Here is a 19,881-nt window from a genome sequence, read left to right on the forward strand (position 1 = left end):
GTCGTGTCTCCGCAGGAGACCGACGCGGAGTGACTGCGTCACTCCCAATGCCGCTTGCGCCGCTGCGCGGCGCCCTGGCTGGCTACCTGAGGGGAAGTCACTTGTGGTGACTACGGGTGGTCGGGTTGGGTTGAGGGGTGGGCTGTTTGTGGTTGGCGCCCGCCTGCGACGGGGTTTGGTGCTGGTAAGTCGGGTGGTTTAGTTGGTGGTTGGTGGGCCGGCGGAGGCGTGCCAGCTTCCTGCCGCGCTCGTAAAGTGATCACGGTACGCACCGGGTGGGTGACGTTCCGGAGGTCTGCGAGGGTGACAGAGAGGCGCTACTCTACGTGATATACGGAAAGTCTGCCGAAACTTAGTTGTCTAGACCACTTTATGATCATCCGGACGGGGACTCCGGCCCCTGCGGGGCCGAGCGCGGCACCGAACGAAACACGCGAAAAATGCAAACCACAACATGCATCGCCAACTATCAGAACAGCGCCCATATGTGACGAAAACGCAAAACACCAACAGAGAACCCCTCCTGGGCACATCAACACCCCATACAGAAAACGCATAAGATGAGCCACCACACACCCCACACCCACCAAGCCCAGCGCGGCCTCACGGCCGCCGCCGGCACCGAACCGCCCACACTCCCCAAGCGGCAGGGCGCAGCAACGGAGGCCGGTGCCGGCCGGGCATCCGCACATCACGCGACTCGCTGCCGAGGGTGGTCTGCCCTTCTCGCCATCACAGCTGGCCCCCGTACGAGAGCCATGGTGAGACCCTTACAACTTTCAGCACACCCATCCACCTGGGAAAACAACCTGAGAGTCTCACAGACCCCCGTTCACCACACCCCAGGAACACGAGCAAGAGGGCTGCCCGGGGGGGCAGGCGATGCGGCGGCGGGTGGCGGCGCCGAGGCCAGGAGGGCGCGCCGAGGAGGACCCACTGCACCACCACACCCGCCGATCAGACAACGCCAGCCCCGCAGGCCACGGGGCAGACTGCCCGGGGGCGGGGAAGCCGACGGGAACAGGAGAAACGGGAACCCTGCAGCTCTCCCCCCGTCGGCTCCCGACACGGCATGCAGACGCGCCTCCCCCGGCATAACAAGTCCGGGCCGGAGATATCCCTGTATGCGGAAACCGCATCACCCATTCCAGACCCACACCGACACCCAGCCGCTCCACCAGCACGGGAACCCGCACGGCCCCGAACAGCCCACACCGACGGCAAGCGGGTGGGCGCGGGGCTGCCGGACGGGTCGAAGTGGTACGGCACGGGACGGGGCCACCCCCACAGGCTGGCGGGATACCTCGACGCAGACAGGGGTGCCCCCGGGAGCGTCACAGCAAGTACGGGGAGCCAGGAGCCGGCGCCGATGCGGCGGACCCTGCAGCAGGACGATCCCCCGCAGAAGCGTGGAGCAGCGGCCGGCGCCTGGTCCCACCGCAGAAAGCCACGGAACCATCCCTACACGGCAAGCGGGGGCAGCCCTGGTAAGCCCCGGTGATAAGCAACCGCGGGCATGGTCAGTACACCGGTTCGATACTCACCACACAGCGACCGAAACACCAACACACCCACGGGGGCGGGGAGCAGATCTCCAGCGAGCCCGTGACCTTCACCAGGTCGGGACCATCCCCGCGAGTGTGGGGAACAGTGTGCTGGCGGCGTCCTCAGGTCTCGGCCTGCACATGCGTGATGGCGCTCTTTGAATTTCCCCACTTGGGGCTCGGTGGTGGGACAAACCTGCTCGGTTGATCTCCTCACCCTTCGTGTGATTCCGCCCGGCGTGTCGGGATGGTCGTCTCATTCGGCGGAGAGCCTGCGTGAGCTACGAGTTCGGCCTGTTCGGGGGCCTGGATGCTCACTCGGGAGGAAGACGTGGACGCTCACGCTCTGCGTCGGCAGGGATGGACGATCTCTGCGATCGCGCGTCATCTGGGGCGTGACCGCAAGACCATCCGTGCCTACCTCAACGGTGAGCGGGTGCCCGGCCATCGCCAGCAGGGACCGGACGCGTTCGTGCCGTTCCTGGAGTACTGCCGCCAGCGGCTGACCGACGATCCGCATCTGTGGGCCTCCACCTTGTTCGACGAGATCACCGAACTCGGTTATCCAGGCGCCTACTCCACATTCACCCGTGCGCTTCGCCGCTATCAGGTCCGTCCGCACTGCGAGCCGTGCAAGGCAGCGACCGGCCGGGACGTCGCGGTGATCGCGCATCCGCCGGGTGAGGAGATCCAATTCGACTGGCTGGAGCTGCCCGATCCTCCGCCCGAGTGGGGCGTCGGCGGGCACGCTCATCTGCTGGTCGGGGCCTTGGCGCATTCAGGGCGGTGGCGGGCGGTGCTGGCCGAGGCCGAGGACTTCCCGCACCTGGTCCAGGCCCTGGACCAGGTGATGCGGAAGCTGGGAGGGACGGCCCGCCGCTGGCGATTCGACCGGATGGCAACCGTCTGCTACCCGTCGACGGGGCGGGTCCTGCCAGCCTTCGCGGCGATCGCCAAGTACTACGGGGCCGGCGTCGACATCTGTCCGGCCAGACGCGGCAACCGCAAGGGCGTGGTGGAGAAGGCCAACCACTCGGCCGCCCAGCGCTGGTGGCGCACGGTTCCCGACGGGCTCACCATCGAGCAGGCCCAGTCCGGAGTCGACAAACTCGCTCTGCGCATGGACGACCGCCGCCGCAGGATCGACGGAGCGGTGACCACGGTCGCCGAGCTCGCTACGTCCGAGCCGTTGCTGGATCTGCCGACCAGGCCGTTCCCGGCCGAGCTGGAGGTCGAGCGGACGGTCAGCCCGCAAAGCCTGATCTCCTTCGAGGGCAACTCTTACTCGGTCCCGCCCGGCCTGCCCGGCGCCCAGGTCCGAGTCCTGCACCGCCTCGGCGAGGACTACCTGCACATCGCCACCGCGGGCCGGGCTGTGATCGCCCGGCACCGCCGGGCCCCGCGCGGAGCCGGCCAGACCATCCGCGACGCCGGGCACGTCATCGCCCTGGAGCGCGCGGTGCTGGCCTCGTTCAGCGACCGGGCGCCCTGCAAGAACAAGGTGCGACGGCCACCGTCGGAGCAGGCGCAGGCCGAGGCCGACCGGCTGCGCGGCCGGCAGACGGCCGGGAATCCGGCCGAGCGGGTCGTGATCGACCTGTCCCACTATGCCGCCGTGGCTGATCAGCTGCGGAACGTCCCCCCACCTCGGGAAGAGGGGCGTGAGGATTGAGCAGTCCCATGCAGATGAGCGAAGCGCGCCGCTACCAGCAGCTGCGAGCCCACCTGTCCTATCTCAAGCTGAATGATGCCGCCGAGGCCCTCAACCGGGTTCTGGACCAGTCCCGCACCGAACGCATGTCGCTGACCGCGGCCCTGGAAAGACTCCTGGAGATCGAGGTCGAGGCCACCGAGGCCCGCAAGCGCGCCGCCCGGGAACGCTTCGCCTGCCTGCCCGAACCCTGGACGCTGGCCGACTTCGACTTCGCCGCCCAGCCCGGCGTCGATGAGAAACTCATCCGCGACCTGGCCACTCTGCGCTTCCTCGACGACGCGTCCAACGTGCTGTTCGTCGGACCGCCCGGCGTCGGCAAGACCATGCTGTCCGTCGCCCTCGGCCGGGCCGCGGTCGACGCCGGCCCGAGACTTCTGATCATCGACGAACTGGGGTATCTCCCGCTGCCCGAGGACGGCGCGTCAGCGCTCTTCCAGGTGATCAACCAGCGCTATCTGAAGTCGAGCACGATCCTGACGACCAACGTCGGCATCGCCGACTGGGCCGGGGCCTTCGGTGACGCCACCGTCGCCGCCGCCATGCTCGACCGACTCCTGCACCGGGCCGCCGTCGCCGGCATCGACGGCCCCTCCTACCGCCTGCGCGGACACCGCAACCAGGCCGAGAACCTGCGAGCCGGGGTGAACGCCCGTGTCTCCTGACCAGCCACCCGCCTCCGAGCCGGGACAAGCCAACGACGCCCCCGGCGTCCTCTGCCCCACCTGCCACGGCCGGTTCACCCCCGAGCCGGGCAGCCGCCAGACCTACTGCGCTCCCGCCTGCCGTCCCAGCCACCAGAAAGAAGAAGTGAAACTCCACGTCAGAATCTGCCCCGTCTGCCAGGAAGAGTTCACCTCACGGCCCACCGTCCGCCGGATCTACTGCTCGCCCTACTGCCGCCGGGAAGCGGAAAACCTGCGCGAACGCGAACGGGACGAAGCCCGGGCCGTCCGTCTCGGCGAGTCGCCATCCCCGGCCCGCGGTGCCAAGCCACCGGCACCCCGGCCGCCCGCCACCGCGGAACTGCCACCCGCCGCCACCCGAAACTGCCCCCACTGCGACCAGCCCGTCACGATCGTCGCCCTCCTGGCCACCCCCGAAGCCGCCCGCCCCACCATCCCGGCACCGGTCCCGGACATCGTCCCGATCCGACGCGCCTGACCCCACGACCGCGCTGGCCCGCCGTCCTTCGGGACGGCGGGCCGTTCCCGTCGATGATTGACTCCAAGGCGACTCTTGTTAATTATTAGCCACATGGTTAATGATATCGATGCGACGCTGACGGCTCTGGCAGACCCGACCCGGCGCCGGATCGTGGAGCTGCTGCATGAGCGGCCACAGCGGGCGGGTGAGCTGGTGGCGGCCTTCGAGGTGAGCGCACCGGCGATAAGCCGGCATCTGCGGGTGCTGCGGCGCAGTGGGCTGGTGACCGAGCACGGCCTGGAGGACGACGCCAGGGTCCGGGTCTATCAGCTCCGGCATGAACCATTCGTGGCCCTGCAGGCCTGGCTGGACCAGGTGCAGGCGTTCTGGACCGATCAGCTCGGCGCCTTCAAAGAGCACGCCGAGCGCATGAACAAAGGAACCACCCCATGAGCACGACCGCAACAGCCACCGCCGCCGTCGAGGTGGCCTGCGACCCGGCGACAGCCTTCGCCATCTTCACCGCCGACATCGGCAACTGGTGGAAGCGCGGCACCCCCTATTGGAACGAGCCCGACAAGGGCAGGGAGCTGCGTTTCGAGCCGCAGGTCGGCGGCCGCCTTGTCGAGGTGCACGACCTGGAGACCGGCGAGGGGTTCGAGATCGGCCGGGTGCTGGTCTGGGAGCCCGGACAGCGACTGTTGTTCACCTGGCGGCAGGGCGACTGGGACGCGTCCGAGTCCACCGATGTCGAGGTCCGCTTCGAACCCACCGAGGGCGGCACCCGTGTGACCGTCGAGCACGGCGGCTGGGAACGCATCCCCTCCGCAGGACCAGGCATGCCCGAAGGCTACAGCCACGGCTGGGCCGAACTCCTCGGCTACTACACCGAGACCGTGGAGGCGCGCTGATGTTCGTCCACCTCGCCATCCACCACCCCAAGCCCGAGTACACGGACGACCTTCTCGCCTCCATGCACCGGGTCGACGAGGCCGCGCAGGGCGCCCCCGGCCTCCTCCAGATCGGCGCCTGGCGCGACCAGAAGAGCGACCGCCTCGTCGGCCTCGCCCTCTGGGAATCACAGGAAGCATTCGAAGCCTCGGCCGGGCAGATCTTCCAGGCCGTCGCCGGCGACCCCTTCGACCAGTGGTGCCAACAGCCACCAGACGTCTTCCACCTCACCCAGCCATAACCCCCACACCGCATCGCCAGGGCCACCGACGGACACCCCTCGGTGGCCCTCTCCTTGCTCTCCGCGATCCCCACCCTCCTCACTTGCTCAGACCCTCAACCAAGTGAGGAACCCGAGTAGCACTGGGGAAAATCGCAGATTCTCATCATGCGCGCCCAACTCGGCGAAAAGTACACCCACCGCACCGAGGAGCCCAAGCTCATTGGATCCTCACCGCGTTCGTCCCCGCAGGCGAACACTGGGAGACCCTGGCATATCTGCCCGCCGACCGGGGCGGCAGCGGCGGCTGGTTCAACTACGCCCGCGCCCAGGGGCTGTCGCGCAGCCGCCCCATTCCCGAGGGAAGCTGCGGTGACGACACCCTGCCCCGCCGTATCGACCACGCTCTGTTCGAGCTGGCCCGGCGTCTGGAATGTGGCTATGTGCTCTACGTCTCCGGTGATTCCACCCGCCCCGTGTGGCCGCTGCTGTCGAACAAGAACGCCAGCCTGCTTCCCGACGACGACGGTCTGATCGGCGGCAGGCCCGCGTTGCCCGGTGCCACGCTCGCGCCCGAGCACCGGCCGCGAGCCGTCATCCGCACCACCTCCAGTGCCGACCCGAGCCTTCCTGTGCCCGCGCTCTTCCGCGAGATCGGCGAGGACGGCAACGAGAACGACGGCGACAAGACTAGCAACGCGCTGTTCCAGCTCGACGGCACCGACACGACGTTCCTCATGAGCCGGCGCCCACACCAGATGGACGGCAAGACTGCATCGGCCAAGTCCGGTCGCCATCAGGGGCGTTGGAGCTGTGACGACAAGGAGCAGCAGGCCGAGACCTGGTACAACCTCATGGCTACCGAAATCACCGTCATCCGGCGGCCCGACGGGGACGACTCGCTCCCCTACGCCCTGACCACCGCGAAGCTGTGCAACCACGCCCTGGCCTGGAAACACCGCACCCGCCACCCTCTGCCCATCCACGCCGCCATCCAGATGGACAAGAACCACCCCAAGTGCCGGCGCACCATCGACTGGGAGACTGACGACGCCACTGGATGAACAGCGACACAGGCAAGTGCGGAGACAGCAGCAGCGGACGGTGGTGTACCGCCCGCTGGCTTCCTGGTGCAGGCAGTAGCGGGATGGCCACGCTGGGCGGCGGCCCAATGTGGCCTTCTAGCTCCAGGTCTCCGGGCTTGCGGCTATCGCGGCCTGGGAAGCCGCCAGAAACGCTTGAGTCTGGCGCTCCCACCGGACTGGGCTCCAGCGTGCCTGGAGTTTTCCTGTTGTCCCTGTCCATGACCGCTGACACGAGCTCCATCGCCTCTATGCTTCGCTGCATACGGTCTTCCTCTACGACATCCGCGAACTCGGCGGGCGTCTCCCTCGTGTCATGGACGAGCACCAGGGCAACGCGTTCTCCCTCCTGGCCCAGCGTCTGTACGCGCCATCCCAGCTGGCGGCCCGCACGTCGCATCGCTGCGCGGATCAGCGGTACTCCCCCCAGAGCCTTTGCGTCTGCGGGGTGAAGGTTGGCCTGCAGAGCCCCGCCGTAGCCTCCGGCGCCGACCGGGCATGTGGCCTCCAGTACCGGCTTCAGCGCCTCGGACAAGGCAATACACCGTGGGTCCCGGGCCAGCGACGGCTGCTTGGTTGCCGAGACCCGCGGCACTGCACGGCGTCCGGGTCCGCCGTTGCGGCCTTGGGTTTTGCAGCAACTGATGCGCCGAGGTGGTACCGCAGAAGACCGATTGCCTGCTCCATACCGTCATGGTCGAGTCGGACTGGAAGCAGCCCAGCCTCGCTGCAGGCCACTACATGAGCCAGGGCCTTCTGGTACGGCATGGACTGATACAGCACTGTGGTCCTGGCGGCGGCCAGGTTCACCCGAGGCGGTGGCCCTATAGGGGTGGTACGCGCCCACAGGCGCACCGCAGGTATGCCACCTGGGGGCCCCTTCCCGTCGGACTTTTCCCGCATCTGTCCGGTCCTCGTATCGGCGGAGACCGTGGGTGCCGCCTACTGTCGCCGCTGTTGCCCGTGCTCGCGGCCATCGCCGGAGGGTGGCTATGCGCGGCCTCGGTCGCCCCACCAGGGCAGGAGCGGCGGCAGGCCGCCGTGGGCAGGCCGCTTCGGCATACAGGATTCACCGTCGTCTCCGTCCCAGCGGCGGGCGTACTGATCGGGCAGGGTTCTCCAGCCCCAACGGAGTCGGCCGCGTTTCCCCGCCCTGCGTCGCCCCGCCGAGTTGACCGCCCCTATCCGGCCGCGCTTGGTCCCCACCCTCTGGGTCAACCGGCTCCCGCCCCGCTGCAAGGAACACCCACACGAATGGGTAAGCACCCTGGCCACGCTCGACGGCCGGCTCCGGCTACGGAACCACAAGCCAGGCAGCCTCCTGGACCACCAAAAATGGAGCTGTACCAGATCACTGATGGCCTCATGGAACACCTCACCCCGCTCATCGGCATCGCCGCCCAACTCGCCATCCTCGACCGCACTGAAGCCCTCGCCCTCGAGATGCTGCACGACGACCGCCCGCTACCTCGGCCTGGCGCAGGCGTCTGGAAGCGAGATCGTTAACGCCTGATACGGCCCTGCCAGATGAGCTCTCCCGCTTGCCACTGCCCGGAGCGAGTTCCTGGAGTATGGGGGGTAGCGGTATGCGCGTCGGGGGCTGGGGCAGCCGCTCCTGCGTACGGGCGAGGCATTGGCACGGAACGCCGAGCCGTGTCAGTGGCCCTCGTTAGGCTCAAGGGCTGTGATCAAAGAGAACTATCCGCAGGCTCACGGGCACCTGCAGAAGGCACAGCAGGCAAAGGCAGAGATGGCGTCGCTCTGGAGCACACTGCTCGATGGAGACCTTGTCGAGGAGAGTGTGGTCACGCACCCGGACGGTTCGGGGGTGATCAGTGCGTGGCTGGCGTGGCCCGCAGGGCGGCAGGAGGAGCTGACCGAGCTGTTCCGTGGGTGTGTGCAGGAGCTGTGGGCGTGCCTGGACGCGCTGGTGGAGGAGTCGGTCGAAGCGTTCAGTGTTCTGCAGAGGGTGCGTCGGCCAGAACGTAGCCGCTTCTTCCCGGTCGCCGATTCACCGGAAGGGTTTCAGGCACTTTTGGCAGAGTCCTGCATGGACGGGACGTTGCGGTCTCATGTGGCGATGGTGCAGGACTGTCAGCCCTTCCAAAGCGACGACAGCAACGAGATCATCGACCGGCTGAGGACGTCGCTGGGCCACCTGGTCGAGTGGGAGGCAGCTCTCGCTGCTGGCGCACTGATGAGCGCGTGGGCCACTCCTGTCGAGCCGCAGGTTCACGCGGCTGCACCCGCTGTACTGCAGGACGTGGAGGCAGAACCGCCGGGTGGTCTGGACGCGGAGCGGGTCCTGGCTCGCTACCAGCTGAGCTCGTTCCAGCACGGCTGCGCCGTGGAAGCGCAGGCAGGCACCTACGTCGACTTGTGTTTCGTCGAGGGCTTCACTCCCACTGCCATCGAGGACACCTTCGATCGCCAACTGACACGGGTCGTAGAAGCAGTGGCCAGGTTCGCCGTCTCGTTCGCCTGGCTTTCCAGCAAGGTCCCGGGCAGCCGAAGGGTTCTAGCCCACTCTGGCCTTGGCGAACGAGACACGTGGGTGGAAGCGGCCCGTTCGTCCCGGTGCTGGTCTCCCGAGGAACTCGCCGCGCTGGCCTCCTCGGACATCGGCCTGGGGCGGGTGGAGGACGCCGACAGGCTCACGCTGATGGTGAGCACCGCGGGCGGGGTGTATGAGCGGGTCGTTCCGAACGCGACTCCTCTGCGCGGTCATGAACGTCGAGGTTTGGCCGCGGAAGTGGCTGTGCAGGATGCTGCCGCGACGTGGGGTCTGCCGGACTTCGTGATGGTTCCCAGTGTGGAACGCAAAGGCCGCGGGGTCAGGGAGATCAGCGATGGTCTGCTGGTCGTCGGCGATCGCGGCGTGGTTGTGCAGATCAAGGCGCGCGAAGGTGAGCCCGGTACGCGCGAAAAGGAATCGTCTTGGGTGCTCAAGCAGCTCACAGCGGCGGGCAAGCAGATCCATGGCACCGTGCGGCGGCTGAAGATGCAGAGCGTACAGATGACGAACGGGAGGGGACGCAGTATCCACATCGACAGCCATGCCATCGAATGGGTCGGGGTCACGATCATCGAGCACCCCACTCCCCCGTCAGACGTGGCCGTCACCACACAGGCGGGTGCAACACCGGTGATTGCTCTGCTGCGCCGCGACTGGGAGTTCTTGTTCAACCAGCTACGTTCCACCCACGCCGTAGTCGCCAACCTGCACCGGGTCAGCGGCTCGGCGCCTGTTCTGGGCGCCGAGCCGGAGCGCTACTACGAGCTGGCGGCCGCGGACGCCGCCGCGACTCCGGGACCCGTTGATCCGGACTGGGCGAGGCGCGGGGGACGGCCGTACAGTGTGCCGCTTCTGCCTGCCGCGCCGGCAGGTAGTGACGATGACGAGGCGCACACCATGGTGCGCATCATGCTCGAGGACGTGGCCACTAGCATCACTGGACCCGACGAGTGGGAACCCTGGCAACGCGTCCTGTCTTCCCTTGACAGCCTGCCCGTCGGGTACCGCACGGATCTGGGCCGTTTCTTGCTCCATGCCCTGGTCGGCGTCAACGACGCCGAAGCGGGGAGCACTGCGTGGCGGATGCGCACGTTCATCGCCGGACCCGACCAGGACCAGCTCGGGTTCGCCGTCTGCTCTGCCCTGACCGATCAGACCCGCGCCGCGTTCTCCGCTTGGCTGCAGCTACGCCACCATGAACGCGGGGAGCGTGCAGACCTCGCCCATCTCACATCCGTAGGAGTCCTCCTCACTCCCCGAACGGACGGCTACCGCGAGTGGGACACTACGGTGCAGGCGATCAGCGGCGACCCGGAGCTGACAGAAGCCGAACTCAGCACCTACCGAGACCTCTTCAACACGTCCAAAGCCTGACAGGAGAAGCCACCGATGCTGACCCGATGGTTGTCTATGCCTCAACGGTCGCTTGGAGCGCCTTGGATCGGCGGGGGAAGGTAGGGTCGCGTTATGGCCGACGAGCTTCATTCAAAGCTGCTGGCGTACGACCGAGCCGTGCAGTTTGCGGCGGGTGCCTCTGACTTGGCCCTGGGGTCGGACGAGCGTTGGGCGCGTGGTGTCGCTGGTGAGCAGCTGGCCGCGCATGCCCCAAGCGATCGGTTGGATCCGTTGTGTTCGACATGCGGGACGCGGTGGCCCTGCCGAACCGCAGAGGGTGCCACGATGATGGCAGACCCGCGTTTCAACTGATCACCACCGCGCGGTTTGGCTGGTGGTCTGTCCCGCGTGGCTCACCGTCGTATGCCAGGGTGTCAGTGTGCTTGAGCCCTTTCTCAATACATCTGCGGGACTCTCATCCAACATGCGGCAGTGCAGGTCAGGCCCTTCAGACACCGACCCAACTCTTCCACCGCACGCCTCACCAATCCGCGGTATCGCAGGTCAAAGAGACGGCCTTACCGCAACAACTGAGAACTCACAGATGGCAGCGGGACGTGGAGGATTTTCCCTGCACGGTGGTGGAGGCGGACACGCCGGCTTTCGCCGGAGAGCGCCTACCCGGGCATGGACCACGGCCGTCAACATGGTGGACGCCGGGCACGCGGAGAACCACCTGGACATTGTCGATAGCGTCCTGGAGGTGGCTGACCTGGTGATCGTGACCGTCTCTCCTCTCAAGTCGGACTACGTGCGGCTGACGCGATATGAGCGCGGAGTGTCGCTGGCCAAGATGATCCGGCGCTCGTTGCGGGATTTCGGTGAGCCTCCGGCGACGGTCGTGCTGCTGAACCAATGCAACGTGTCTTCGAGCAAGCTGATGGAGTACGCGGAGCTGCTGGCGAACGGCAAGGCGGACGGCACGCTGCCGAAGTGGGACGTGTTGAGCATCCGGATCCCCCTGTACGTGGGCATCGCGAACGCGGTGGGCTCCCCGTGCGACCGCCGCGACCGGAGATGCGCCCGGACAGGGCGCGGGCTTTCGTGGCAGCGCTGATCCCGGAGCCGGTGGAGCTGGAGAGTGCAGGGCCGCTGACCGTGAGGGAGCAGCAGGGCCTGGCGCGGATCCATGAGGCGCCTGATCGGTACGGCAACGCGCGGTGGATGCGGGGCATGGCGCTCGCGGCGGCGTTCAGCCGGCGGCCGTACCAGGGTGAGGGCGGGACGCGGACGCGTCAGGAGTACCTGGACGACGAGTGGGATGGCATGAGCGAGACCGCCGCCTGCCGGGAGCTCCGGGAGTGGCCGCTGCCGCGCTGATCGCCGAGCTGCACGGGCGGCCGGTGGCCGACTCCCGTGTCCGGGCCCTGGTCGACGTCGCTGACGCGCGCGGGTGGCGGCGGTGTACGTGGAGTTGCGCCGGTACGGCGCCGGCCTCCGGGCAGCGGGTCACCGCTGCGGTGGTGGACAGCCTTGCGGCCTTCCTCGAGGCTGGCTGTGCGCTCCCGGCCGCCGAGGCCCAGGGCGAGGAGGAGGCGCTGGACGAGCTGTTCAGCGCCCGGCAGCTCCCCTGCCACAGGCAAGGCCTCGAAAGCGCCGGTGAAGACCGGGAAGAAGAGCGCGGCAGCGGGCGTGGTGGTGCCTTCGGCCGTTATTTCCAAATTGGGGCTGGCGGCTGAGCGAGGAGCAGAACCAGCGGCTGAGTGCGTGGAGGTCCGGGGCCCGCCCGGACGACGTCTTTGAGACCGTTCTCGATGTCCTCGCGAGCGCCCTGCCGGCCGCGGCAGGGACGCGCCGCAGGGCTGAGATCGACATGCCCGAGGGTCCAAATTGGGGGATGGCGCCTCTGGCATGTCGGAAGACGCCGGACATCGGGCGGATCGGTCACGGCGCCCCAGCGGGCGGGCCGTCGGTCCGGTGGTGACCGATCAGTCACCGCGTCCTGGGGTCGGTCACCGACCGGCGCCAGTCGGTCGCATGCCGGGTCAGAACGCTGTGGTGAGTGTGGTGGTGAGTACGTGCGGGGCATGGTAAGTCGGGCTGCAGCACGCGCTCACCATGCCCCTTCGGTCAGCGAGTGCCGAAAGCCTGGACCTCGACCACGCGGACGGTGAACGGGGTGGTGCGGGTCTCCGTCAGGGTGCCGGCGTCGCCGAGGGCGGGCGCCGACCACTCCACGGTCCAGGTCGCCGTGGCGCTGCCCTTGTAGTGCTGGCCGGGCTTGTCGTAGGCGGCCTGCTCGTAGCGGTGGCCACAGGTTGGGGACCTGCTCTTGCCGTGGTCGGGTGTGTACGGGGTGCCGGGTCCGGCGCAGGTGACGGTCTTCCCGTCGCCCATCACCCAGCGGACCGACGTCACCTTAGCGGTGGCGGTCACGGTGACGCTGCCGGCGGTCGCGGACGCTGCCCCTTGTACCAGCGAAACGTCCGCCAAGGAGCAGCCTCCTCAAGAAGACCCACCGGCACGTCAGTCCACGGGTGGTCCTCGACCAACCCACCGTCGCGGCGGCGGAAGCCAACCGTGGCAGCCGCACCGTCCATGGCACCCCCATCTTTGGCGATTTCACTCAGCCGCCAAGGTGCCCGCCTCCCGAGCAGGAGGCGGGCACGTTCCGGCTTCGTTCACCCGAAGAGCGAGTGCGCTGAAAAGCAAGTCTCAGAAGCGCTGCACAAGTGCTGCTGATGTGCAGTCATCTATGAGAACTGTGAAGTGGATTTTGAGACCTACAGGTGCGGTCAGGCACCGATGCCGATGGCGGAGACGTAGGCGTAGGCGTTGTAGTCGGAGTCGAGGTCGCTGATGACGTCGTCCCAGATTTCGTCTATGAGTGATTCGTTGCGGGTGGCCCAGGCGTCAACGAGGTCGGCCCAGATGTATCGGACGGTGATCGAGCGGTCGCTGAGGGGGCGACGGTACTTGGCTTCCACCCGGGTCTGGTCGACGGGGTAGATCTCCATTCGCCGGCCGCGGCCGTTGTTGTCGAGGTGGCGGGCGAGCCAGCCGGACTTGATGAGGTTTTCGCGGCGGCGGGTCCAGTAGGCGGCGTCGATCCGTTCCCGGCTCGCCTGCGAGGGGGTGGCCTTGCCGCTCATCCAGGAGCGCAGGGTGCGGGGGGTGACGCCCTGTTCGGCCAGGGCGGTGCGGCCGGCGGCGCTGTCGAGGTAGCGCAGCCGGGCTTTGAGGCCGCGGCGGGAGGTGACGGGCGAGGCGATGCCGGAGGAGTGGACGATCCTGTTGAGTTCCAGGATCAGTGCTTCGCCGCCCTTCATGCCGCGGGCGTTGTTCTTGTTCCATTCGCCCCATCGGGCCCACAGGTCCGGAGATCCGGCCATCAGCGCTTACCCCCCAGAACGTAGGTGTTCTTTTCCTTGACCTGGTTCAGGTCAAGGCCTTCGGGGAATACCGTGCGCCAGTCTCCGGCGACGTGGAGTTCGTCAGTTCCGGAGATCTCCACGATCTGAAGTCCGGCGCGGTGGGCCTTGTGTGCCTTCATCCAGAGATTTGCGAAGGCTTTTGCGCGGATGATGTGCATCCAGTCCGGTCGGCGCAGTTCGCGATTCGCGCTGGACTCGCCGATGGTGGACACGAATTTAGAGTACATGGCCTTCACATAGGCCACGGTCAGTTCGTCGCCTTCGGCGAGCGCGGTTTTCCGGGTTTCGGCGAGGGCCCGGCGGAGCTTCTCCAACAGGGCTTCAGTGGCACCGGAGACGAGTGACCGGTGGAGGACCGGGGCGTCGGCGAGGCCCTGGCGGGTGCAGTCGAGCAGCAGGCGCAGCGTGGACTCACTGACCCACAACTCCCCCGGCTCGATGCGGTTGCCCAGTGGGTTCGGCAGGTCGGGGTGGTCCCACTCGGGCGGGGTGATGAGGTGGACGCCCGACTTCTTCGGGTCGTGGACGCCGCTGGTGTCCTCGCGCAACTGGCCGATCGGCAGCCAGCACTTGAGCGCGGACAGGTAGGCGGCGTTCATGTCCAGGGCCGTGACCTCGAGCCGTATGCCGGCCTTCGCCGCCTTCAGGATGGCGGCGTTGCGCCACTTCGGGCGGCCTTCCCAGATCTCGTCCGCGCCCTTCTGCGAGCGCTTGCGCAGAATGTCGTGGGTGGGCGGGAACTCGGAGTGCTCGTAGCGACCGCCGACCCGGGAGGCTTTCAGCAGCGCCATCACGTCCGGGATCGCGGCCTTGATGAGCGCGGCCTGCGCCGCCTCCGCGTCGCCGGCGCACTCGTCCAGAACCTCGTGCACCCGGCCGGTGATCTGCCCGACCAGCGTCCCGGAGGCATACGAGGGAGCGGCACGCCGCGCCAGGGTGGGCACGGGCGGGGCGGTGGTCTCGGGCGCTGCAGTCGGCGCCGGCCGTTCCTCCGCGGGTTGCGGGGCCTGGTCGGGCTCTCTGTCGGCTTCGGGCGCGGGGGCCGGGGCGGGTGGTGCTGGGGCCGGTTCGGTCATGGTGGTGGTCGCGGCGGCGGTGGCGGCCGCGCACTCGTCGACACTCAGGTGCTGGGGGAACCCATCGACTTCGTCGCCGGCCGGCTGTCCGCACAGCACACACGGTCGCAGGGTCACCGGCGAGTCGGTTCCGGCCGGCCGAGGGGGCTCGCCGACCGGGAGCGGCCCGGCGGGTGTGGTCGGCGGCACGGGTGGCGTGAGGCCAGGTTGTGCGGCCGCAGCGGGTGCGGGCATGTCGGTAGGGCGCAGGCCCGGGATGGCACCGTGGAGTACGCCGACCGCGTGGGTGGGTCCGGCAAGCAGGTCCAGAACGTGCAGGCGGTAGTGAGCGGCGAGCAGGTCGACGTCGTCCAGGCCCCAGTGCTGCTTGCCGGACTGCTTGCGGGAGACCTGCGCCTGGGACTGTCCGAGTCCGGCGGCCAGGTCGTTCTGGCGCTCACCGGTCCGCGTCATCAGCGCGGCGACCGTGAGCCTGAGGAGTTCCTCGGTAGCCATCATGATGCAACTCTAGCTTCCCTGATGCGGATTTCGTATATTTCCAGGATGGCCTCTCCCAGCCTCCACACGCTTACCACCGTCATCGCCGGATTGGCCCTGCTTTGGATCTCAAGCGCGGTCGAAGGGCACGTCAAGCGAATCAAAATGCTCAAGCGCCAGACGCTCGGCCGGGCGGACTTCAACCTCCTGCGCAAAAAGTGCTGCTGGCGTGACGGATGTGTCCATGCGAAAGCCGGATCCAGCGGGGCCTACTCAGAATGCCGTTCGCGCGTCACAGGTGCGGCCACCCCGTGAGCCGCCTCTTACTCCCGCCGGTTCGGCCACAAGGACCTCGGGCGCTCCGGCGGCACCTGTTGTCGTGACGGCCGCCCTTGCTGCAACCGGCCAGGCCACGCCAACCGAGAATCACATCCCAGGCCCACCGCTGACGAAGTGACTGGCTGTTACCGCACCACGGAAAGGGCCAGAACTCGTCCTCGGAGCGAGACCCAACCCCGTGGTAAGTCCTCATAGCCTCACAGAAGACACACCCACCAGGGAAAACGCCTGTGAGCCTCACACCCCACAGACGTGAGAGGCACATGCCAGTCCAATCACCACCGACGCACGCCGGAGGCGCGCACGAGTCGCCGAGGCGGCTCTGGTTAGCCTGGCTCGTTGAGCAGCTGGAAGGACCACGACGACTTCCACGCCAACGCCCGCGCCCTGGGTTCCGCCGCCGAGCAGACGAGGACCGATGCCGAAGGAGCCTCCAAGTGACCTGGGGGCGTCTGGAGGAACGGGATGCACGCCTGATTTGCCTGCCCGCGCGGTCGGTGGCGATGAGCTCATGGTTGGCGGTGCGGGGAACTCTGACGCGCGAACGGGAAGTCCGGGCGGACACGCTGCTGGCAGCGTTCTCAGCTGGCTGACCAAGGTCAACTTGACCTGTTAGCCACATGCGGTGTCTTTCTGCGACAGCCAGAGTGAGGTCAGGATGATTCCCGCAGGAGCAGGGAGCCGGCCTGAACCGGGTCCTCGACGCCCTGGGACCATCCCCGCGAGTGCGGGGAGCAGGGGTCGACACCGCGGTGCCGAGAAACCACCCCACTAGACGAGTAAACAGCAGGCGAGCGCTGCCCAGAACCGGTTGGAACCACCGGGACTGTCCCGCAGACGGGGGAAGCCAAACTCCTGACCAGCTTTCCCCGCGCCCTCTCTCAGGGGGCAGGAGAAATACCTCGTGGTGAGGTGGTGGTGCGTGATCACACCGCTGCCTCGGAGCACTCACCACGTTGGATCCGGCGTCAATCCCATACGACCGAAGGGCTGGCACAGCACGCCCGCAGGTCCTCCCCTCAACCGCAGCTGCCCGATCATGGGCACGGGATCGGGCAGCTGCGGCGACTCAACCGAGCAGCACGGGGAGGGGTGTCCTGGCGGAGAATGTCGATGTCGCTTATGCATGCCGTCGACAGGGGATCATCGCCCATTTCGAAATGCTAGTGGGAGCAGGTGCGAGAGAGCTGAGGCGACAGTGTCCAGACGCCGGGCAGCAGCGGAGAAGGGGTCGGTAGGGGCCTTGCTGGCGATCGACAGCCAGGCGGTGTTTGGCCTGGGTCCCGGCGGCAGTGAGGGACTCTTCCAGGGAGCGAGTCTCGATGACTCAATGGCATCGCCCCTTGTGAGCCTGCGATTCGAAGACGTGGGGCCGCAGCGGCGCCTTCGAAGACGTGGCAAGGTACCTCGCCACGACCGCTCCCATGGCCGCGCAGACTGAGGGTGGGAATTCGTGGTGGAAGGCAGAAAGGCATCCGCACGACGGGAACCCATGGCCGGTCTGTCACTCTGGTGGTCCTGTCATGTCGGCGGACATCGGCATGATTCCGGTGTTCTGCCGCTCTCCTGAACCGTGTTGGAAGAGGTCTGAGATTCCCTCCTCGGCAACTTGCGCCTGGATCCGGTCCACTTCCCCAGCCGTCAGGTGAAAGCCTGTGGAACGGCTCCGCTGCTGTCCGGGACACGTGACCGTGCAGTCGACTCCGCTGCCGGCGTCGACGAGGGTCACACACATGTGCAGGGGCCAGTCGCAGCCCTGAGTCCCTCGCTCGAGGTGGAGATGGCGGCGGAGCGCGGCGAGCCGGTGATTCGTGGGCAGGGTGCGTCGGGCGCGGCAGTGGGCGCAGCGCATCAGGTGTGCGGTGCTGCCCTTCAGGGTCAAGAAGTCCTTGCCGTGGCCCTCCATGGTGTTGCAGCTGCCGCACAGGGGTCCTCGGATAAGGCCGTGGTCGTGACAGTGGTCCCAGACGGCGGCTGGCCGTGGCGGCTCGCACAGTGCGCACAAGTAGTCCTCAGCCTGGGGCCCACTCTCACGAACTTTGGCGTAGGTCTGGCCGTCGAGCTGCTGTCGGTAGTTGAGTAGCGTGGCCTGGGCGCAGGTGGGGCACAGTACCTTCCAGCCGCTGCTGGTTGCCGCACGGCGGCCGGTATCGGTGACGCCGATACCGCAGACGGTGCACGGTGTGGGGGTGTGGCTGAGCTTCTCGTCGGTCTCATCTCTGCGGTCGAGGATGAATGCGAGCGTCTGGGGAATGAGCCAGGTGTCGTCCGTCCAGACCAGGGAGGCTATGGGCCGGACGCAGGCAATGGTGTGCTGGGCACTCTGCTCGCGTAATGCATCTGCGGTCAGACCGCATCGAAGGCCCCAACTCTTTTCGTACCCGCGCTCCCATACCACCCCGCAGGAACAGCCGGTCTCGTGATGGGCGGCGCGGGCGGCTGTGTCGATCCAGCTCTGGATCTGGGCGCGCCATCCGGTCGGTTCGTGCCGGCTGCCGCCCTGTCTGTCGGCGCCGCCGGGGCGGGGGTCTACCAGATCGTCCGGATCCCAGGCCAGGGCGACGATCGCGCGTCCTGCGGTTCGGACGTCCGACTCGACGAACTTCCATCGGTTGGACATCTTGTAGGCGCGTACCGGCTGATGTCCGAAGAAGACGAAGTCGTGTCTGGCGTCCCGGTTGTACTTGTACCGGAAACGGTCCGGCGCCATGGGGATCAGGCAGTCGCGTGTCTCATCGGCCAGAAAGGTCGCGGCCAGCTGTGGAGTGATCACGGCGCCAGCCTTCCATCCGCCACTGACAACAAGGCCTGGACTTCTCCTCCGGCAGCAGGGAGTCAAACCGGCTGAGGCACCCCCAGTCCGAAGAACTGCCTTGTCTATGGATCACGCATGCCGCGTGCATGTCCCCATCCCGTAGCCTGCGGCTGGATTTCACTGCTGTGTGATTCCAGACGGTGTCCGCCGTACAGCACCCGCCGTCTGAGCGCGCTTGACTGTGAGTCTCGCCTTCATGCCTTCGTCAGGTGGTCCAGATCGAAGGGGATGAGAGCGTTGCGGTTGCCTTCGTCGTCGGGTCGCCAGTTGGCGATCACAGCCTTCTGGAACCAGGGTTCGGGCAGGTTCGCGTGGTCGCTGACGATGATCTGCAAGTTGCCTGCGTTGAGTTGTATCACTTCGTCGAGGAGCGTGAAGTAGGCGGTGACGGTGGTCCAGTCGGCGTCCTGGACCTTTGGAGGCGTCTCGGAGCTTCTCTGGGAAGAAGTCCTGTGTGGGTTGGTCGAGCACGAGGAAGCTGGGGACGGGGCGGCTCTTGCTGCGCAGATAGGTGTGCAAGGCCAGGTGGGCAACGAGGTGGTAGCCGATGTGCTTCTTGGCGCTGCCGATGCGCCGGATGGGCCGCTTGCCGTCAGGGCTTCTGACGACGACGCTGAGGAGGTTCAAGCTGATGCTGACCTCGGTTGCGTTCGCCGCTTGCCCGAGGTTGAGGCGTTTGGCCCAAGCGGTCATGTTGACCGCGATGTCGGCCAGGCAGCGCTCGGTCTCGGCGGCGACATCGTCCTCGCCGACGAGAACCTGGAGCACGGCGGCACGGTCCTTGGCCAAGTCGAGCTCGTGGCGCAGCCTGCTGATGTCACTGTCCGACCCGGTGCGGCTGAGGGCCTCGGCAATCCGCCCTTGGATATGGGCGATGCGCATCTGCTGTTCTTGCAGATTACGCATGCGCTCGTCGCTGGTGTGCAGTTCTCGGAGCTGGGCCCGTTGAGCCGGAGGCGTTCAGCGACGGCGGCGCGCTCTGCCTGCAGGACGCGGCGGTGCTCCTCGCGGACAGGCTGGAGCGTCTGTGCGCGGGTAAGTGCCTGTTTCTGAACCTTACTTGTGAGCGGTTTGGTGCCACGCTGTCGTGCTATCCGAGGGTCTTCTGCCTGAGCAGTCAATGCTCAATGAGCATCGAGGCCCTCACCTCCTAATGATGTTGTCAAGCTGCAGTGGTGACGGGGAGGTTGCTTTGGTAGCACTGTCCGTCACGGATGAGAGCCCACAGGACGTTCA

Annotated in this window: 16 protein-coding genes and 1 pseudogene; 12 read left to right on the forward strand and 5 right to left on the reverse strand. The window is 67.2% G+C overall.

Annotated features, from left to right (window positions below; all coding sequences use genetic code 11):
• The first annotated feature begins 1,875 nt into the window (after nucleotides 1–1,875).
• The 11 genes from AB0M18_RS35215 to AB0M18_RS35265 all read left to right on the forward strand — a co-directional run bounded on the left by AB0M18_RS35215 (nucleotide 1,876) and on the right by AB0M18_RS35265 (nucleotide 12,243).
• A complete protein-coding gene (locus tag AB0M18_RS35215; RefSeq protein ID WP_365765336.1) occupies nucleotides 1,876–3,216 on the forward strand; it encodes an IS21 family transposase in 1,341 nt (446 codons plus the stop codon).
• 8 nt (nucleotides 3,217–3,224) lie between these two features.
• Entirely contained in the window at nucleotides 3,225–3,920 is a 696-nt protein-coding gene (locus AB0M18_RS35220) for an ATP-binding protein (protein WP_365765338.1), read from the forward strand.
• 592 nt (nucleotides 3,921–4,512) lie between these two features.
• Nucleotides 4,513–4,854, forward strand: coding sequence for a metalloregulator ArsR/SmtB family transcription factor (locus AB0M18_RS35225; protein ID WP_365765340.1), 342 nt, complete (start codon nucleotides 4,513–4,515; stop codon nucleotides 4,852–4,854).
• Entirely contained in the window at nucleotides 4,851–5,312 is a 462-nt protein-coding gene (locus tag AB0M18_RS35230; protein ID WP_365765342.1) for an SRPBCC domain-containing protein, read from the forward strand. Before AB0M18_RS35225 ends, AB0M18_RS35230 begins: the two co-directional genes overlap by 4 nt.
• The gene (locus AB0M18_RS35235; RefSeq protein WP_365765344.1) at nucleotides 5,312–5,593 is read left to right on the forward strand and encodes an antibiotic biosynthesis monooxygenase; all 282 of its coding nucleotides are present in this window, start codon (nucleotides 5,312–5,314) and stop codon (nucleotides 5,591–5,593) included. The genes AB0M18_RS35230 and AB0M18_RS35235 overlap by 1 nt, the downstream gene beginning before the upstream one ends.
• 131 nt (nucleotides 5,594–5,724) lie before the next feature.
• The gene (locus AB0M18_RS35240) at nucleotides 5,725–6,636 is read left to right on the forward strand and encodes an RNaseH domain-containing protein (RefSeq protein WP_365765366.1); all 912 of its coding nucleotides are present in this window, start codon (nucleotides 5,725–5,727) and stop codon (nucleotides 6,634–6,636) included.
• Nucleotides 6,637–7,989: 1,353 nt separating this feature from the next.
• The gene (locus tag AB0M18_RS35245) at nucleotides 7,990–8,160 is read left to right on the forward strand and encodes a hypothetical protein (protein ID WP_365765346.1); all 171 of its coding nucleotides are present in this window, start codon (nucleotides 7,990–7,992) and stop codon (nucleotides 8,158–8,160) included.
• A gap of 178 nt (nucleotides 8,161–8,338) precedes the next feature.
• Nucleotides 8,339–10,543 carry a hypothetical protein gene (locus AB0M18_RS35250; RefSeq protein ID WP_365765348.1) on the forward strand — a complete coding sequence of 735 codons (2,205 nt, stop codon included), beginning with the start codon at nucleotides 8,339–8,341 and terminating at the stop codon, nucleotides 10,541–10,543.
• 667 nt (nucleotides 10,544–11,210) lie between these two features.
• Nucleotides 11,211–11,621, forward strand: a complete 411-nt coding sequence (locus AB0M18_RS35255; RefSeq protein ID WP_365765350.1) for a hypothetical protein — start codon at nucleotides 11,211–11,213, stop codon at nucleotides 11,619–11,621.
• A complete protein-coding gene (locus AB0M18_RS35260; RefSeq protein ID WP_365765352.1) occupies nucleotides 11,609–11,884 on the forward strand; it encodes a hypothetical protein in 276 nt (91 codons plus the stop codon). Before AB0M18_RS35255 ends, AB0M18_RS35260 begins: the two co-directional genes overlap by 13 nt.
• Nucleotides 11,866–12,243 carry a hypothetical protein gene (locus AB0M18_RS35265; protein WP_365765354.1) on the forward strand — a complete coding sequence of 126 codons (378 nt, stop codon included), beginning with the start codon at nucleotides 11,866–11,868 and terminating at the stop codon, nucleotides 12,241–12,243. Before AB0M18_RS35260 ends, AB0M18_RS35265 begins: the two co-directional genes overlap by 19 nt.
• Before the next feature lie 391 nt (nucleotides 12,244–12,634).
• On the opposite strand, the gene AB0M18_RS35270 is transcribed toward AB0M18_RS35265, so the two are convergent.
• The 3 genes from AB0M18_RS35270 to AB0M18_RS35280 all read right to left on the reverse strand — a co-directional run bounded on the left by AB0M18_RS35270 (nucleotide 12,635) and on the right by AB0M18_RS35280 (nucleotide 15,131).
• Nucleotides 12,635–12,940 carry a hypothetical protein gene (locus AB0M18_RS35270; RefSeq protein ID WP_365765356.1) on the reverse strand — a complete coding sequence of 102 codons (306 nt, stop codon included), beginning with the start codon at nucleotides 12,938–12,940 and terminating at the stop codon, nucleotides 12,635–12,637.
• A 359-nt stretch (nucleotides 12,941–13,299) separates the two neighbouring features.
• Nucleotides 13,300–13,896 (reverse strand): hypothetical protein, encoded by a 597-nt coding sequence (locus AB0M18_RS35275; protein ID WP_365765358.1) that lies wholly within the window; start codon nucleotides 13,894–13,896, stop codon nucleotides 13,300–13,302.
• Nucleotides 13,896–15,131: a dihydrolipoamide S-succinyltransferase gene (locus AB0M18_RS35280; RefSeq protein WP_365765360.1), complete on the reverse strand. Its 1,236-nt coding sequence runs from the start codon at nucleotides 15,129–15,131 to the stop codon at nucleotides 13,896–13,898. Before AB0M18_RS35280 ends, AB0M18_RS35275 begins: the two co-directional genes overlap by 1 nt.
• Nucleotides 15,132–15,278: 147 nt before the next feature.
• On the opposite strand from AB0M18_RS35280, the gene AB0M18_RS35285 reads away from it, so the two are divergent.
• Complete coding sequence (locus AB0M18_RS35285; protein ID WP_365765362.1) at nucleotides 15,279–15,806, forward strand: hypothetical protein; 528 nt, start codon at nucleotides 15,279–15,281, stop codon at nucleotides 15,804–15,806.
• 1,528 nt (nucleotides 15,807–17,334) lie between these two features.
• On the opposite strand, the gene AB0M18_RS35290 is transcribed toward AB0M18_RS35285, so the two are convergent.
• Both AB0M18_RS35290 and AB0M18_RS35295 read right to left on the reverse strand, forming a co-directional pair.
• Nucleotides 17,335–18,603 carry an endonuclease domain-containing protein gene (locus AB0M18_RS35290; RefSeq protein ID WP_365765364.1) on the reverse strand — a complete coding sequence of 423 codons (1,269 nt, stop codon included), beginning with the start codon at nucleotides 18,601–18,603 and terminating at the stop codon, nucleotides 17,335–17,337.
• A 236-nt stretch (nucleotides 18,604–18,839) separates the two neighbouring features.
• Nucleotides 18,840–19,551 (reverse strand): annotated as a pseudogene (locus tag AB0M18_RS35295) (DUF3732 domain-containing protein).
• Nucleotides 19,552–19,881: the final 330 nt, after the last annotated feature.

It is taken from the genome of Streptomyces sp. NPDC051909, from assembly GCF_040681095.1.
Classification (GTDB): Bacteria; Actinomycetota; Actinomycetes; order Streptomycetales; family Streptomycetaceae; genus Streptomyces.